This is a genomic window from Brevundimonas sp. (assembly GCF_016463485.1).
GTDB lineage: Bacteria > Pseudomonadota > Alphaproteobacteria > Caulobacterales > Caulobacteraceae > Brevundimonas.
Map to the genome: position 1 here is coordinate 30,978 of NZ_JAEMRD010000006.1, position 16,531 is coordinate 47,508.

A 16,531-nucleotide genomic window follows, 5' to 3' on the forward strand; every position below is an offset into this window, starting at 1 on the left:
TGCCGGCGCAAAGCCTATCCTGCCCTAGACCCTCACATCCTTCGCCCCGTAGGCCTCCGGTGCGACCCGCCCTCCCCTCGGCGACCGAATCCGGCCGCTCGCCCGCCGCCTGATGGCGCCCCAGCCTGGCGGGAAAACCCTAGCGCCTTGCTCCGAATCTACGCCTCGCTCATCGATGATGACGCCCCCCATTCTCCAAGGAGTCCGCCATGCCTCACGCCGCCCTGGAACCCGGCGCCGTCGCCGTGATCACGGGCGGTGCGTCCGGCATCGGCCTGGCCGCCGCGCGTCGGTTCGCCAGTCTCGGTCTCACTGTCTGCATCGCTGACCTGGGCGCAGACCGGCTCGGTCAGGCGGCGCGCGCCATTCGGTCAGAGGCGGTGATGGGCGCGGACGTTTTGGCGATCGAGACCGATGTCTCCGATCGCGCCGCCCTCGAAAATCTGGAACGCACGGTGGCCGACCGTCTGGGCGGACCGACGTCCTGATGAACAACGCCGCCATCCAGATCGCCACGGACGCCCTCGGCCCGAACCACGACTGGCGTCGGCTCATGGCTGTCAATCTGTGGGGGGTCATCGAAGGGTGTCAGGTCTTCGCGCCGAATATGATCGCGCGTCGTCGGCCCGGCCTGATCATCAACACGGGCTCGAAACAGGGCATCACCACCCCACCCGGAAATCCGGCCTACAACGTCTCAAAGGCCGGAGTGAAGGCCTATACCGAAGCGCTGGAACACCAACTTCGCAACACGCCGCACTGCCAGGTCTCGGCGCACCTGCTGATCCCCGGCTATGTCTTCACGGGTCTGACTGTCGGAGCGCGGACGGAGAAACCGGCCGCCGCCTGGAGCGCCGATCAGACCATGGACTTCATGCTGGAGAGTCTGACCCTGGGTGACTTCTACATCCTGTGCCCGGACAACGATGTCGATCGCGCCCTCGACGAGAAGCGCATCGCCTGGGCGGCAGGCGACATCATCAACAACCGGCCGCCGCTCTCGCGCTGGCATCCGGAGTATACGGCGCTCTTTGACGCCTTCATCGCCGGCGACAGCGAGGATCAGGGGCGCGACGCCTGAGCGTCGCGTCCCTGTCGGCTCACGCCGCTCCGGGTTGCAGACCGTGGAGATGATCGACTGCCCTTTGCGCATGGGCGGCGGCGGAGACAATGAAACGCTTGTCGTTACGCAACACCTGCAGCCAGGACGCCAGATAGGCGGCGTGGTCCTCCCGAGGCTCAAGAGCGAGACCCAGGTCGGCGCATAGGAAGGCGGCGCCGAGTTCGGCGACCAGCTCTTCGCGGGCATAGCCTTCGTCGCCATGACGCTGCCGACCGAAGTCGCGATCCAGGCGGCTGGAATGCCGGGTCCAGTGGGTCATCTCATGACCGAGGGTGGCGTAGTAGCTCTCGGCGTCACGGAAGCTTTCGAACGGCGGCATCTGCACGATGTCCGGTCCGGACGAGTAGAAGGCCATTCCGCCCCCATGGCGGATGTCAGCCCGGCACGCGGCGAAGAAGGCTTCTGCCTCGGTGATCCGCACCTCCGGATTGATCGCGAGCTGCGGTTGCGGCGCATACCGTTTGGGTAGGTCCTCGATCTGGTCGATGTTGAAGACCGTATAGGCCTTGAGGAATGGAATGCGGCTGGTCGCCTCCTCGCCGGCATCCGACGTCTCCGTGCGAACCAGGGTGTTGGCGTAGACCACAGTCGATCCACGCTCTCCCTTTCGGACGTGCCCTCCAAGTGCGAGCGCCTGGCGGAAGGTCATCCAGGTCGGGGCGGTGAACCCCCGACTGGCGGCCTCGGACCAGAGCAGAACGACATTGATGCCGTTGTAGGGCGTGCCGTCGTGCCGGAGCGGACGGCTGACATTGCCGGTCGAGGTCCAGGGCTGGATCCAGGGCCTGACCCCGGCTTCGAGCTGGGCGAGGATCTGGTTGGTGATGCGGGTGTGGATGTCAGGGCGAGCGGGTTCGTTCGGGCGCGTCACGGCGACCTCCTCGAATGAAGTTGGAAGAAAAGGCGGCGGCGCGCGGGGCGCGCCGCCGGGCTGGGTCAGCGGGACCAGATCAGGCTGTGCCCGCCGTCGGCCTCGACCAGGGAAGCGTAGATCGGGGCCGGGAAGCTGGGATCGTCGAGCTTGACCGAGAGGTAGTCGCGGTTCTGCTGGCTCGTCTTCTTCCAAGCGGCGCCGAACTCGGTCTGGCCGGCGAAGATGCGAAAGTCGGGGGCCTTGTCGTCGCTCTTCTCGTTGGGCCGCAGGACCGCAGTCTTGACGTTGAGGGTGAGGGTCTTGATCGACCCGGTGTAGCCGTCGCCTTGGGCAGTGAAGGTGCCGATGGTAGCCATGTCAGTCTCTCCTTTGCTTCGGGCCACGCCTGCCGCGGCCTCGATGGCGATCGGGAGACCGGGGACCGGGCGGCGCGCAGGTCGAGCGCTTGCGAGACCCCGCAGCGAAGCGGAGGACGGCAGGGGAGACTTTCTTGTTGCGCGAGGAAGGCCGTCAGGCCGGGGAAGAAAGTCGAGCGCGCGGTTGCGTCCAGCCGACAGGGCTTCGGTCAGATCCGCCCATTCGAGAGGCCGCGCCGGCTGGCGCATCAAGGACAGAGACGTTGGCCTTCCACGGCTCTAAAGCCCCGAGGTCTGTCACACGCCGATCAGACGGCGTGCCTCCACGCGACCTCAGGCCGCGACCGGGAAGACCTTCTCGACGTCGAGGCGCCCTGCGGGCAACGCCCGCAACAGTTCCGCCTCGGGCTTCTGAAGATAGAGCCAGGCCGCACCGTCCTCGGGACGCAACACGACGATCTGCCGGTCATGATAGGGGGCGATATCCGGTCCCGGCTCGGTGGTGAGCATGGCGAAGGCTCCGTCCTTCACGATACCCGCAACCCAGAACAGCGGCGCGCCCGCCAGGCGGAACCGCCACTTCGTTTTCTTCTTCTGCCCGGGTTCCGCGTCGGTGAACTCGAAGAAGCCGTCCGCCGGGATCAGGCACCGGGCGCTGTTGGCGAAAGACCGATCGTCCGATCGGAAGTTGAAGACCGGTCGCCCTTGTGGTGAACGCCAGGCCCAGGGCGTGAGCGTCAGCTCAGCGCCGCTAGGCCCCAGGCTAATGACCGGCGACCGATCGCCGATCCGGATCGAAGCCATCGGTCCGAAGTTCGGCATGCCGCCCGGGAACACGAGCCGGTCCCCGTTCCGGTTGAAGGTCTCGATCACGTCGTCGAAGGGCAGGATCAGCTGATATTCATTGCACATGGCTGGCTTCCTCTTCGAGCCGTCCGAACGCGTCTGCTGCGACTGTCGTCAGTCTCCACGGCCGCGCCGACGTCATTGCCTGAACGTCACAACGCGAAACGGCCCCAAGGGCTCACCCTATTCGAGAGGGGATAAGACGCCATCGCCGTTGACTCTGCCCCGAAATGAGAACCAGAACATAACAGGAACATTACAGACCTCGGAAAGGAGGCCGTCCATGCAGTCCCGGCCTGTCGCCGAGCTTGCGGCCTTGCGCGCACGAATAGAAGGTCTCGAGGCGGCTGGACGACCGCGCGCAGGGGTCCTGCCCTTCGGCGTCTCATCCCTCGACGCGGCTTTGCCGCAAGGCGGGCTGGCGCTCGGCGCGCTGCATGAGGTCGCCGGCGGCGGCGAGGGGGCGGTCGATGGGGCCGCCGCTGCGCTCTTCGCCGCGGGCATCGCGGCGCGGCTGCCCGGACAGGTCCTCTGGTGCGTCACGCGACCTGACCTTTTTGCGCCCGCGCTGAAGCAGGTCGGTCTCGATCCGGACCGGATCCTCTACCTCGAGGCGGGGGACGAGAAGAGCCTCCTCGCCTGTTTCGAGGAGGGGCTACGCCATGGGGGCCTGGGCGCCGTGGTGGCCGAGGTCGCCCGGCTGTCGATGACCGCCTCCCGGCGGCTGCAACTCGCCGCCGAGGGGTCCGGGGTCACCGCCATCGCCGTTCGCCGATGGCGCAGGGCGGCGGAGGCTGCCGATTTTGGCCAGCCCACCGCAGCGGTCACGCGCTGGCGAGTAACGCCGCAACCGTCCTCTCCCCTTCCCGCCCCCGGCGTCGGCCGGCCCCGGTGGTTCGTCGAACTGATCCGCTGTCGCGCCGGCGACTGCGCCGATTTCTCCCTGGAAGCCTGTGATGAAGAGGGTCGTCTCGCTGTACCTGCCGAACTGGCCAATCGATCGGTTGCGCCGGCGGCTGGGCGACGCCGCGCCGCCGCCTGAGGCCCCGATCGTTCTGGTCGGACGTGACCGCCGCCGTCGCGTCGTCACGGCCAGCAATCCCGCCGCCCGTGCGCTGGGACTGAGATCAGGGATGGCGGCGAGCCAGGCCCATGCCCTGGTCCCGGGCCTCGAGCCCTTCGATGCCGATCGGCTCGGCGACGAGGCCGCGCTGAATCAGATGGCCCTGTGGGCGCTTCGCCACTACGCGCCGGTCTGCGCCGCTAACGCCCCGGACGGCCTGGCGATCGATGCGACAGGCGCGGTGCACCTGAAGGGCGGCGAAACCGGGCTCGTCGCCGATATGGAGACCCGGCTCGCGGCCGTCGGCGTCGCCGCGCGCGCCGTCGTGGCTCCGACCTATGGCGCGGCTCACGCCATCGCCCGATACAGATCGACCTGCCCGATCGTCGGCGAAGGCGAGATCGGGCAAACGATCGGCCCCTTGCCGATCATCGCCCTGCGCCTTCCGCCCGATCTGGTCGAGACCTTGGGCCGGATGCTCCCGCCTGTGCCACCTGCTCTCGCTGGGCAAGCGTCGCGGCGGCAAGGCCAACTGTCTGCTCGGCTGGGAGGACCTCAGCGACTATGCCGAAGGTCTGGTGGCCGTGCTTTCGGCTGACCGGGCCAATGCGGAAACGCGACGTCGGCTTGAACGACTGCGAACCCTGTTCGGCGCGAACGCCTATGTCGCCCTGAGCCTGCGGCGGCGCCCACGCGATCAGATGCGGCTCCACGAACTCTCGCATATGGCCATCGAGACCGGCGTCTCGACGGTCGTCACCAACGACGTCCTCTTTCATCATCCAGACCGGCGCATCCTGCAGGACGTCGTCACCTGCATCCGTGAGGGCTGCACGATCGACGGCGTGGGCTTCAAGCGTGAGCGGTCGGCTGACCGACATCTGAAGCGCGCCGCCGAGATGCACCGTCTCTTTCGCGGCTATCCGGACGCGCTCGCGCGCACCCTCGAGATCGCGGACCGATGCCGGTTCTCTTTGAACGAACTGGCCTACCAGTATCCCGAGGAGGCCTGCCTCCCCGGGATGACGCCCCAGCAGGCGCTGGAGCATTTGACCTGGGAGGGTGCTCAAGACCGCTACCCGGAGGGCCTGCCCGACAAGGTCAGGAAGGCGCTTGGGCACGAGTTGCGGCTGATCTCCGAGCTCGCCTACGCCCCCTACTTCCTGACCGTCCATTCCATCGTCCGGTTCGCCAGAAGCCGGAATATCCTCTGCCAGGGCCGCGGCTCGGCGGCCAACTCGGCCGTCTGCTACGTGCTGGGGATCACCTCGATCGACCCGGAGCGAAACGACCTGCTGTTCGAGCGTTTCGTCAGCCAGGAGCGCAAGGAGCCGCCGGACATCGATGTCGATTTCGAGCACGAGCGGCGCGAGATCGTCATGCAGTGGATCTTCGAGACCTATGGCCGCAATCACGCGGCCCTGTGCTCGACCGTGATCCGCTATCGCTCGCGTGGCGCGCTGCGCGATGTAGGCAAGGCGCTCGGCCTGTCAGAGGATCTGATCAAATCCCTGTCCTCCCAAGTCTGGAGCTATTCCAGCGAGGGCGTCGAGGACAAGCATGTCGAAGAGCTCAACCTGAACCTTGAGGACCGCCGTCTGCGGCTTGCCCTTGATCTTTCGCGACAGCTGATCGGTTTCCCCCGTCACCTGTCCCAGCATCCGGGCGGTTTTGTGCTGACCCATGATCGCCTCGACGACCTCGTGCCGATCGAACCGGCGGCCATGAAAGACCGCCAGGTCATCGAATGGGACAAGGACGATATCGACGCCCTGAAATTCATGAAGGTCGATGTGTTGGCGCTCGGCATGCTCAGTTGCATGAAGCGGGGCTTCGACCTGCTGGCCGAGCACAAGGGGGTCGCGCTCGATCTGGCGACCATTCCGGCCGAGGACCCCAAGACCTATGCGATGATCCGCAAGGCGGATACGCTGGGGGTCTTCCAGATCGAGAGCCGCGCCCAGATGGCGATGCTCCCCCGGATCAAACCTCGCACCTTCTATGATCTGGTGATCGAGGTGGCGATCGTCCGCCCCGGTCCGATCCAGGGCGACATGGTCCATCCCTATCTCCGACGCCGCGAGGGTCGCGAGGCTGTGGTCTATCCCAAGCCCGAGCTGGAGAAGGTGCTCGGAAAAACCCTCGGGGTGCCGTTGTTCCAGGAACAGGCCATGCGGGTCGCCATCGAATGCGCAGGTTTCACGGCCTCGGAAGCAGACCAACTCCGCCGCGCCATGGCGACCTTCAAGTTCACCGGCGGGGTCAGCCACTTCCGGGACAAGCTGATCAACGGCATGGTCGAGCGCGGCTACGCCGGCGAGTTCGCCGAGAAGACCTTCAGCCAACTGGAGGGCTTCGGTTCGTACGGCTTCCCCGAGAGCCATGCGGCTTCGTTCGCCCTGATCGCCTATGCCTCGTCTTGGCTGAAATGCCACCACCCTGACGTCTTCTGCGCCGCCCTGCTGAACGCTCAGCCGATGGGCTTCTATGCTCCCGCCCAAATCGTCGGGGACGCCCAGAAGCACGGGGTCGAGGTCCGGCCCGTTTGCGTCAACGCCAGCCGTTGGGACTGCACCTTGGAGCCTGCGGGCGACGGATACGCGGTCCGGCTGGGCTTCCGGATGGTTCGAAGCCTCGCCAATGCGGACGCGGCGCGCATCGTCGCCGCCCGCGAGGATCAGCCTTTCGCCTCGGCCGACGACCTTTGGCGTCGGGCTGGAGCCGCGGTCTCCAGCCTTGTTCGTCTGGCCGAGGCCGACGCTTTCCGGCCTTCGCTCGGGCTCGAGCGGCGCGAGGCCCTGTGGGCGATCAAGGCGCTCCGGGCCGAACCGCTGCCCCTTTTCGCCGCCGCAGATGCGAGGGCCCGGACAACCGAGCCGGAATTGCCCGAGCCGGCGCCGGACCTGAGACCCATGACGCCGGGCCGCGATGTCGTCGAGGACTACAGCCATCTCGGCCTGACGCTACGCGACCACCCCGTGACCTTCCTTCGCGAGGAACTGCAGCAACGTCATGTCATGACCTGCGCCGACGCGACGGGCATGCGCGACGGCCGGACCACGCGTGTCGCGGGCCTGGTGCTCGTGCGTCAGAAACCCGGCAGCGCCAAGGGTGTGATGTTCATCACCATCGAGGACGAGACCGGCGTCGCCAATCTGGTCGTCTGGCCCCGCCTTTACGAACAGCAGCGCCGGATCGTCCTCGGTGCCAGCCTCCTGATCGTGGACGGCAAGGTACAGCGCGAGGGCGAGGTGGTCCACATCGTGGCCACCCGACTTCACAACGGCTCGGACCTGCTCGCCTCCGTCGGCGACCGGGGCAGCCCTTTTCCTCTGCCGCATGGGCGGGGCGATGAGGTCTACCGAGGCAGCACGCCTGATCCGCGAGACGCGCGGCCAAAACCCCGGGACATCTATATCCCCGAGCTGCACATCGACTCGATCAGGCCGAAGACGCGGGATTTCCGATGACGGCCCGGCTGCAGTCGGGACTCACCAAGCGATCTTCATTTGCGGGTGGCAGATTGTGATGCGACCGCTTCTGTCCAACCGGGTAGGCTATGAGAGACCACCCCGGTCGGAATCAGCGATGTCTGTCATCCCCAACCCTGCTTCGAGCGCAATCTATCTGGACGGTCACGCAACGACGCCGCTGGCGCCCGAGGCGGAGGCCGCCATGTCAGAATGGTGGCACATCAAGGCAGCCAACGCACATTCCCCTCACGGCGGCGGCCATCGGGCGGCGACCGCTGTCGAGACGGCGCGCGAGCAAGTAGCCGGCTTGGTCGGCGCCTCCGCCAATGAGATCATCTTCACGTCCGGAGCCACCGAAGCCAACGCGATCGCTCTTCTGGGCACGGCAAAGGCGGCCCGGCGGCGCGGCGACCCGCGACGTAAGATTCTCGTCTCCACGATCGAGCATAAGAGCGTTCTAGAATCCGCTGCCGAGCTCGCGCACGAGGGGTTCGACGTTCAACACGTCCCCGTGGATTCCAACAGCGTCGTTGACCTCGCGGCCTTGGCTTCCCTGACCGACGACACGACACTGCTCGTCTCAATCATGGCGGCGAACAACGAAGTCGGCGTACTGCAGCCACTTGCAGCCATCGCGGCCATTGCTCGAAAGTCTGGGGCCGTGGCCCATACTGACGCCTCGCAATTGGCGGGAAAGCTCGCGACCGACCTCGCCGATTTTGATCTGGCCAGCCTCTCGTCACATAAGATGTACGGTCCCGCGGGCGTTGGCGCCCTATTCGTCTCCTCAGCCTGTCCGATACGTCCGTTGCCTCTGTTCGCCGGTGGTTCTCAAGAGCAAGGCATTCGGCCCGGAACCTTGCCCGTTCCCCTGATCGTCGGCTTCGGCGCAGCAGCCGATCTGGCCCGCGACAGACTGATCCTTGACGCGAAGGCCAGCAAGGGTCTCGCCGACCGCCTGGTGGTAGCGCTTCGTAATTTTCAGGTCGACTTCAAAATTAACGGCGAAGGTGCGGATCGCTTGCCGGGCAGCTTGAACATCCAGATCTACGGATGCTCCGGATCATCGATCGTCAGTAGACTTCAGGGCTGCGTCTACTTAGCTGAGGGCTCCGCATGCACAAGTGGTCAAATAATCCCATCACACGTTTTGAAAGCCACAGGCCTCTCAAACTCTCAGGCTTCGGAATGCATCCGGATTTATTGCGGTCGATATAATACTGAAGCCGAAATTGACCGCGCAGCCACGATGATCGCCGCCGCCGCTCGCGAAGAAATTGCTTCGCGCTGGACCGATCCTCCAGTAGGATCGCGTCATGAGAAATACGCGGCTCGAATCTGAGTCTCGCCTGCAGTTCGCCGGTCATGAGACATTTCCTCTGCGCCTTCTATGGCTGAAGAAGACCTATGACGCCGTACGCGCTGACGCCGAAGGCGCCGACGGCGCGCCGCGAAGAACATTTCAGGAACATGACGCTATTGCCCGCTTCGGCATCGGCAAGAATATGGTCATGTCCATGCGCCATTGGGCGCTTGCGAGCGGTATGATTGTACCGACCGGGTCAAACTTCACGCCGACGGCGATCGCCCACAGACTCCTGTCTGATGATGGTCTCGACCCATTTCTGGAATCGTCCGCCACGCTTTGGCTGATCCACGCGATTCTCGCGGGTACGCCCACGCCTTGCACAACGTTTTACTACGCGTTCAACATCCTGAACCAAGCGGAGTTCGACCGCGATGGGCTCAATGAGGCGATGCTCGACCTTGCCCGCAATAACGGCGCGCGGGCGACCCCCGAGACCATCAAGCGTGATGTCGAGGTGTTCCTCCGCAGCTATGTCAGCCGCACTGGTGACGGCGGCGAGGACGCTGCCGAGCCCTTGCTGGCCGAGCTCGGGCTAATTCGTGAAGCGCGCCTGTCGGGCCGTTATGAGTTCGTACGCGGCCCGCAGCCGAGTCTCCCGGATGGCATTTTCGCTCTCCATCTGTCGCGCTTCTGGACGGCGAAAAAGTCACCGCCAACTTTGACCGTGGAAGCGATTGCCTACGAGCCGGGCAGCCCCGGGCGGGTCTTCAAGATGGACGAGGACAGCGTCGTGACCCGCCTGACCCGCCTTTCTGACGTTACCCGAGGGGCATTCCAGTGGACGGACACCGCTGGCCTGCGCCAGGTCAACTTCCTTCGAGCTGTCGACGACATGCCCCTGATCGCAGCATCGTTTGGCGCGGGAGACGGCGAATGACGGCGCTGGCGAAACAGGTATCGGTTGAGCGGCGCTTCGCCCTATCTGCCCGCCTCGATTCCGATCTGAACGGCACACCGCCCCTGAGCGGCTATGTAATGCAGGAAAGCGTCCGCAAGGCGCTTCAGACGATGACCCTCGCCCTGACCGAAACGGACAGGCGCGCCTTCACCTGGACCGGGCCGTACGGCGGCGGAAAATCCTGCGCCGCACTCCTCGTAGCCAATCTCGTGGCCGGATCGAAGGCGCAAAAAGCGCTCGCCGAAGAGATCGTCGGCGTCGATACTGCAGCGGAGTTCAAACAAGCCTTTCCCACCGGGCGGGCCCCGTGGAAAGCCATCGCGCTGACTGGCCGACGCGCGCCTCTTCTGAACGATCTGGTCGACAGCGCCCGCGCCGCGCTCGGCTGGTCGGACGAACAAGCTGCGCGCGCTCTGGCCGATGATCGCGCCCTGATCAAGATGCTCGAAGCCGAAGCGGTCGAGCGGAGCGGCCTGCTCATCGTTCTCGACGAACTCGGGAAAAGCTTCGAACATGCCGCCGCGACGGGCGGCGACATCCACCTGCTTCAGGACTTGGCGGAACGCGCAGGTCGAAGCCAAGGCCGGATCGTCATAATCGGCATACTGCACCAGTCCTTCGATCAATACGCCGATCGTGTGAACCGGAGCGCTCGGAAAGAATGGGCGAAGGTCCAGGGCCGCTATCAGAACATTCCGTTCGTTGCTCATACCGATGAAGTCGCTGCCCTGATCGCCCACGCGATCGACGCCAAATCGGCACCGGCTGACGCGCACACCTTGGCCAACGCCGTCGCCCACGCAGTCGCTGCGCGCCGGCCCGTCGATACGGCATCCCTGTCCGAAACCCTCGCAAGGGCTTGGCCGCTCCATCCGATCACAACCCTGATCCTCGGACCGGTCTCTCGCCAACGCTTCGCCCAAAACGAACGAAGTGTGTTCGGATTCCTATCGTCGGCTGAGCCTTTCGGATTCAAGTCCCACCTGGAGAACACCCAAGACGACGACGCCGACGTCTGGTTTGGGCCAGACCGTCTCTGGGACTATCTGGTTGCTAATCTGGGCTCGGCCCTTTCCGTGGGGCCGGACGGCAGTCGGATGAGCCTCGCCCTCGAAGCGGTGGAACGCGCCTCCCTCAGGGGTGCGCTTCATGCCCGCCTCGTGAAATCCGCCGCCTTGATCGAGTTCTTCCGCAACGGCTCGGGACTGGCGGTTAGCGACGACTTCCTTGCGCTGAGCGTTCCCGAGTTCAGCCCCAACGACGTCGAGGCTGCCCTTCGGGATCTGACCGAACGGGCCATTCTTATCCGCCAGCCCCGATTGGGGGGTTACGCGCTGTTCGCCGGGAGCGATTTCGATCTTGAGGAAGCGCTCGGTCTCCAGACCGAGGTGCTAAACGCGGCGAGCTTAGTTGAACTCCCTGCACGCGTCGCCGTCGGCCCTTACGCCGCGAAGCGCCACTATTTCGAAACCGGCGCGCTTCGCACCTTCGACGTTGTGGTCCAGTTCGGCGAAGACACTGGAGAAAAGGCGTCGGATTGGGCGCAATCCGCAGCTCAACGCCTCGCCAAGCGCCCGCGCAAGTCCGCAGGACTCCTTGTCATCCTCGTTCCCGACGGCGAGAAGTTCGAGATCAAGCCCGAAAAGGCTGCACTTGAGTTGAGCAGGGCGCTGGAGGCAGAGGGGGTCGTCGCTGCGGTCGCGGCGGCGAAGTCTGTGATCATGTTGCGAGACGTCGCCACGGAGCTTTTCGCTCTGGACAGGATCGAACAGAACCATCCGGCGCTGGAAGGCGATAGGATCGCGCGCCGCGAAGTCGCCGCCCGCAGAGCCCAGCTGATCGACGCCGTCCGTACGGAGCTTCTCGCGACCTTCGGAAAGGCCCAGTGGTGGAGTCTCGGCATGAAGACCCCGGAGCTCGATGGCTCCCCACTCAGCGTCATCGCTTCGGCGGTCGCCGGGGAGGCCTATTGCGACGCGCCGATCATACACAGCGAACTTCTGTGCCGGGACAAGCCATCCACCAGCGCTATGGCGGGGCTGCGCGCTTTGGCGCACGCGATGGTCAACCACGCCCCGGACAAAGACTTAGGCATGACCGGTTTTCCCGCCGAGATGGGGCTTTATCTGACGATTCTTCGGCCGCTGGGTTTGCATCGCCCCGACAACGCGGGCGTCTGGCGCTTCCAGGATCCCGCCGAGAGCCGGGAGGGCAAGTCTCTCGAAAACGCTTGGCGACAGTTGGCGAAGACCGAGCGCTACACGCTCGAGGATATTTACAAGACCTGGGGCGCCCGCCCCTATGGCATTAAGCGCGGGGTCATGCCGGTTATCGCCTTGGCTTTCATCCTCGCAAACCGGAGCAACCTCGCCGTCTATCTTGACGACCTGTACCAGGCGTCGATCGACGAGATCTTCGTCGACAAGATGATGCAGTCGCCGACGTCGATCGGACTACGGATGATCACCCGCGCCAAGAAGGACGAAGCGCTCATCCACCATCTGGCCCTGCTTCTGAGTCGAGAGAACGCTCCTGTCGATGCCGACGCCCTGCCCGTCGCCTCGGCTCTGTTCCAGCGCTTCCGGGCCCTGCCGCAATGGGCGCAGCGAACCGCGACCCTGTCGCCCCGCGCCCGCAAGGTCCGCGATATCGTCCTGAAGGCCAACGACCCGGAAGCGCTTCTGTTTACCGACCTAGCGGATGCGCTGTCGGAGGTAACGGACCCTGCCGTTACGATCTCCCACGCCCTTGCGGAAGCGGAGGCCGCTTATCCGGCGATGCTCGCTGACCTCACCCGCGACCTTGCGAACCATCTCAGCGTCGATCCCGCAACGTTCGCAGGCCTCGGCCCTCGCGCCCTTACTGCTGCGGGGGTGACGGCGGACCTCCGGCTAGACGCTTTTGCGACGCGGGCAGGCGCATTTGACGGCGGGACTGGCGATATTGAAGGCTTGGCCAGCCTGCTCGTCCATCGCCCTGCGCGCAGCTGGTCGGACCGGGAACATGAACAGGCGTTGTTCGAAATGGCGCGGCTTGCAGTCCGCTTCAAGGAAGCGGAGGCATTCGCTGGCCTGAAAGGCCGAGCGCCTACGAGCCGAGCGATTTCTGTGATGGTCGGCGTCAACCCCGAGGACAAGCCATTGGTGCAGTCCTTCGCCGTCACCGACGCCGAACTTGATCAGGCCGACCAACTCGCCAAGGAATTTATCGAGCGGATCCTGTCGCACGCCGGGCCCTCCACGATCGGCATGGCGGCCCTCGCCCGCGCCGTTGAACGGCTTTCACTGTCCGAACCCGAGGAGACCGCATGACCGACGTCACTGAACGTCATATCCTAGGCATCTCGGGCGGACGCGACAGTGCAGCTCTCGCGGTGCACATGCGGCAAACCCGTCCCGAACTGCAACTGGAATACTTCTTCACCGATACCGGCAAGGAATTGCGTGAGGTCTACGACTTCCTGGACCGTTTGGAAGGTTTTCTGGGCCGTCCCATCGCCCGACTCAATCCGGATCGCGATTTCGATTTCTGGCTGGAAGAATACAACCACTTCCTGCCTTCCGCGCGCACGCGCTGGTGCACACGCCAGCTCAAGCTTAGACCGCTGGAAGACTGGCTGAAGCCCGACCTGGCCAAGGGTGTGAAGATCCACTCCTATGTCGCGATCCGATCGGATGAGCCACACCGCGACGGCTACCAGTCGACCCACCCAAATATGAAGGTGCACCTGCCCCTGCGCGAGGCGGGCATTGATCGTCGCGGCGTGATCGAGCTTCTGGAGAGCGCGGGAGTGGGCGAGCCCGCCTACTACCAGTGGCGAACCCGATCGGGCTGCACCTTCTGCTTCTTCCAGCAGAAGATCGAATGGGTCCGGCTAATGAGCGCGGACCCGGACGCTTTTGCAGAGGCAAAGGCCTATGAGAAATCCGCGCTCGAACACGGATCACCCTTCACCTGGAGCCAAGGTGAAAGTCTCGATGACTTAGCCCGGCCAGAACGGGTGACCGAGATCGAGCGCGACTATGAGGCGCGCAAGCGTCGCCTGATTAGTCGCCGCCGACCTAACCCTCTCGCCAGCCCGGAGACCGACCTCACCATCGACGACGTCTACGGGGTCGATGAAGCCTTCGCGAGCTGTGTGACCTGCCACAAATAGCTAGGGTTTCAGCCAATCGACGATGCGGTCGTAGGCGAGCTCGGCGATACGTGTCGAGCGCTGATCGATCATCGCAAGCGACCACTCGCTGGGACAGCCGGCGATCGCCTTGCACATCCGCATGTAAGACGCGTTGCCCAGCACGCTCTCCGCACGCTTGCTGACCGTTAGGCCCTTTCCGCCGAACGATCCGTAGATGGCTTCAGCTTGCTGAGGGGTTTCGGCGCACAGGTACTGGTAGATCAGACGCTTGTGATCCCATCCCTTATTGCTGAGCATGGTGTTTTCCGCGCTCGGCAGGAGGATAAGGTTGCCCAGCCGGTGAATGGTTTGAGGATCTTCGTAGATCGCGTCCTCCCAGTTCCCACTCTTCGGCGATTGGGGCGCGATGTGCTCGGCGGAGACATGGCTATCTGCGCCCCAAGCCCGGGTTTGGACCGTCGGCGCCAATCCCTTCGTGCCGCGAATGATCAAGCCAGCCGAAGAGGGATCGGCTGTGGCGTCGTCACTGGCGGCCAGAAGAAGGAACTTGGCGACGTCGCGTGACGCTTCGTAGACCGGTGAACGGGCGGCGCTTTTGACCCAGGCGTCTCTGTCGGGGAAGGCCGCTGTCAACTTCGTCCACAGCATGCGTTTGTAGCCGCTCAGGGACACGGCGCCGAGCTGCTCCTTGGGATGCTTGGCAAGCGGCAAGATGCCGTCTGCCGACTGGCCGTTCCACATCACCGACCGATACACGGAATCGATGTTCTCAGTCGTCCGATAAGCCCCTCGCCACAGCATGGAGAAGGCCGTCGTGGCCCGCACGGCGCCTGCGAAATCTGCCTTACGTTGCTCGGCGACCTCAGGCCCTCCCTTACGATACTCGTCATAGAAGCGAGACAGCGCCCCAACCGTGACGTTATGCTTCAGCGCCCGTAGCGCTTCGAAGCAGAACCCGGTCTCATCATCGAACTTGCCAAAGCCTTCCAACTCCGGGTCAGAGCTCGTGCTGGACCATCCGGTGCGCATGAAGGCAGTGAGGTTGGCCAGCGATTTGACCACGCCGCGTTGCTGCTCGAGTTCAAGCTTTTCGAAATACTCCCGCAGGTACCGTCGTTGATCGCTAAGGTTCTTGGGCAGTTTTTCGCCGGTCTCGGCCAGGGCGAACGGAATGAACAGCTCCATGGTCGCCTTCTGACGGTCGCGGGCCTTATCGAAACCGTTGAGGTAGTCCTCAATCCTTTGCACCTGTTTGAAGGAAGGCGAGTCCTTGTAGGCGTGTAAGCCCTCAGCTTCGATGACCTTGGGCTTGAAAGTCTCAAAAGCCGTCAGCGGCTCGCCTGTCGTGTTCAGCGCCTCGAACATATCGAAGGCGTCGTCCTCGGAGCCTGTCGTTACGACTGTCAGCGCCATGCGGGTGTTGAAGTATTTGTGGAATACCAAGCTGCGCAGCAAAGCCGCGTAGGTCCCGAAATGAGCGTGGCCGGACTCCTGCGTCACGAACGAAACGACGGTGGCGGGCGGTGCAAAGCCCCACAGGGCCTTCATGAAGCTTTCGCTCTGTATTGCCTGTTGAATGTCTGGAAAATCGACGTCCGCTGGCCGCCGGTTCGTGAAGATGTTCAACTTCGACCGGATATAGCCAAACACCTCGGCAACCGACTCGTGGCCCGGCTCCGTCAGACCTTCACTGTCGGTCAGAACGTATTTGAAAGCGTCGCCCGGACTGTCCTGAAGATGGTTGATGTAGCTCCAGATCAACCGGGCGACGGGCGAGTTGTAATAGGCTTGCGAGCCCTTGGTCGACCAGACGTCGTCGTAGGCGCGAATGATCCGGGGATAGTAGCGATAGACTTCCGGGCTTCCGATGTTTTGATCCAGAACGAAGGTTCCACGCAGCTCGGCGAGAACCCTCCGGGACTCGTCGCGGACCCATTCGAAGGCCTCACCCGTCTGTTTGGCGATCTTGGCCAGCAGGGCAGACAAATGGGCGTGCATCGCCACATTCATCATCACGGCCGTACTGATCCGCTGCTGGCCGTCGATCAGCGTCATCACCCGCGGCGCCACTTCGGATTGATAGACGGGCTGGACCGTTACGAGGTTCACGTCGTGGATCGCGATGATCGTGCCCAGGAAGCTGATCGCCGTCGGCCGCGTCATGAGGTGGGTCAGACCATTGACGGCGTCATCGACCAGCCGGTCCACGTTGCGCTCGTCCCACGCATAGGAGCGCTGGTAGGCCGGGATGTAACAGCCCTGCCCCTGTGTGTTCAGGAACTGCCAAAGGTTCTCCGGCTTGGCCTTAAAAATCTGATCAATCTGCGCTGACATACCGTCCCCTTGCGGCCGGCGTCGCCGACTCGTTTTCCGATCATACTCGTTCTGGTC

10 protein-coding genes and 2 pseudogenes are annotated in these 16,531 nt (G+C 64.1%); 8 read left to right on the top strand and 4 right to left on the bottom strand.

Annotated features, from left to right (window positions below):
- The first annotated feature begins 209 nt into the window (after positions 1-209).
- Positions 210-1,081, top strand: a pseudogene (locus JHC99_RS02250) (SDR family NAD(P)-dependent oxidoreductase).
- A 19-nt stretch (positions 1,082-1,100) separates the two neighbouring features.
- Here the strand turns inward: JHC99_RS02250 and JHC99_RS02255 are convergent.
- From JHC99_RS02255 to JHC99_RS02265, 3 genes are all read right to left on the bottom strand, one after another.
- Complete coding sequence (locus tag JHC99_RS02255; protein ID WP_292151840.1) at positions 1,101-1,994, bottom strand: zincin-like metallopeptidase domain-containing protein; 894 nt, start codon at positions 1,992-1,994, stop codon at positions 1,101-1,103.
- Between the two features lie 65 nt (positions 1,995-2,059).
- Complete coding sequence (locus tag JHC99_RS02260) at positions 2,060-2,353, bottom strand: DUF736 domain-containing protein (RefSeq protein WP_292151841.1); 294 nt, start codon at positions 2,351-2,353, stop codon at positions 2,060-2,062.
- 333 nt (positions 2,354-2,686) lie between these two features.
- A complete protein-coding gene (locus tag JHC99_RS02265) occupies positions 2,687-3,265 on the bottom strand; it encodes an SOS response-associated peptidase (protein ID WP_292151842.1) in 579 nt (192 codons plus the stop codon).
- Positions 3,266-3,482: 217 nt separating this feature from the next.
- On the opposite strand from JHC99_RS02265, the gene JHC99_RS02270 reads away from it, so the two are divergent.
- From JHC99_RS02270 to JHC99_RS02300, 7 genes and pseudogenes are all read left to right on the top strand, one after another.
- Complete coding sequence (locus JHC99_RS02270; RefSeq protein WP_292151843.1) at positions 3,483-4,241, top strand: damage-inducible protein; 759 nt, start codon at positions 3,483-3,485, stop codon at positions 4,239-4,241.
- A complete protein-coding gene (locus JHC99_RS02275) occupies positions 4,156-4,860 on the top strand; it encodes a hypothetical protein (RefSeq protein ID WP_292151844.1) in 705 nt (234 codons plus the stop codon). Before JHC99_RS02270 ends, JHC99_RS02275 begins: the two co-directional genes overlap by 86 nt.
- Positions 4,742-7,732, top strand: a pseudogene (locus JHC99_RS02280) (error-prone DNA polymerase); the annotation flags it as partial. The gene JHC99_RS02275 and the pseudogene JHC99_RS02280, both read left to right, overlap by 119 nt.
- 118 nt (positions 7,733-7,850) lie before the next feature.
- Entirely contained in the window at positions 7,851-9,077 is a 1,227-nt protein-coding gene (locus tag JHC99_RS02285) for a cysteine desulfurase family protein (protein ID WP_292151845.1), read from the top strand.
- Entirely contained in the window at positions 9,052-9,981 is a 930-nt protein-coding gene (locus JHC99_RS02290; protein WP_292151846.1) for a DUF4007 family protein, read from the top strand. The genes JHC99_RS02285 and JHC99_RS02290 overlap by 26 nt, the downstream gene beginning before the upstream one ends.
- Positions 9,978-13,313, top strand: a complete 3,336-nt coding sequence (locus JHC99_RS02295; protein WP_292151847.1) for an ATP-binding protein — start codon at positions 9,978-9,980, stop codon at positions 13,311-13,313. The genes JHC99_RS02290 and JHC99_RS02295 overlap by 4 nt, the downstream gene beginning before the upstream one ends.
- Positions 13,310-14,158 (top strand): phosphoadenosine phosphosulfate reductase family protein, encoded by an 849-nt coding sequence (locus JHC99_RS02300; protein WP_292151848.1) that lies wholly within the window; start codon positions 13,310-13,312, stop codon positions 14,156-14,158. The genes JHC99_RS02295 and JHC99_RS02300 overlap by 4 nt, the downstream gene beginning before the upstream one ends.
- On the opposite strand, the gene JHC99_RS02305 is transcribed toward JHC99_RS02300, so the two are convergent.
- Complete coding sequence (locus JHC99_RS02305) at positions 14,159-16,474, bottom strand: DUF262 domain-containing HNH endonuclease family protein (RefSeq protein ID WP_292151849.1); 2,316 nt, start codon at positions 16,472-16,474, stop codon at positions 14,159-14,161.
- Positions 16,475-16,531 lie beyond the last annotated feature (57 nt).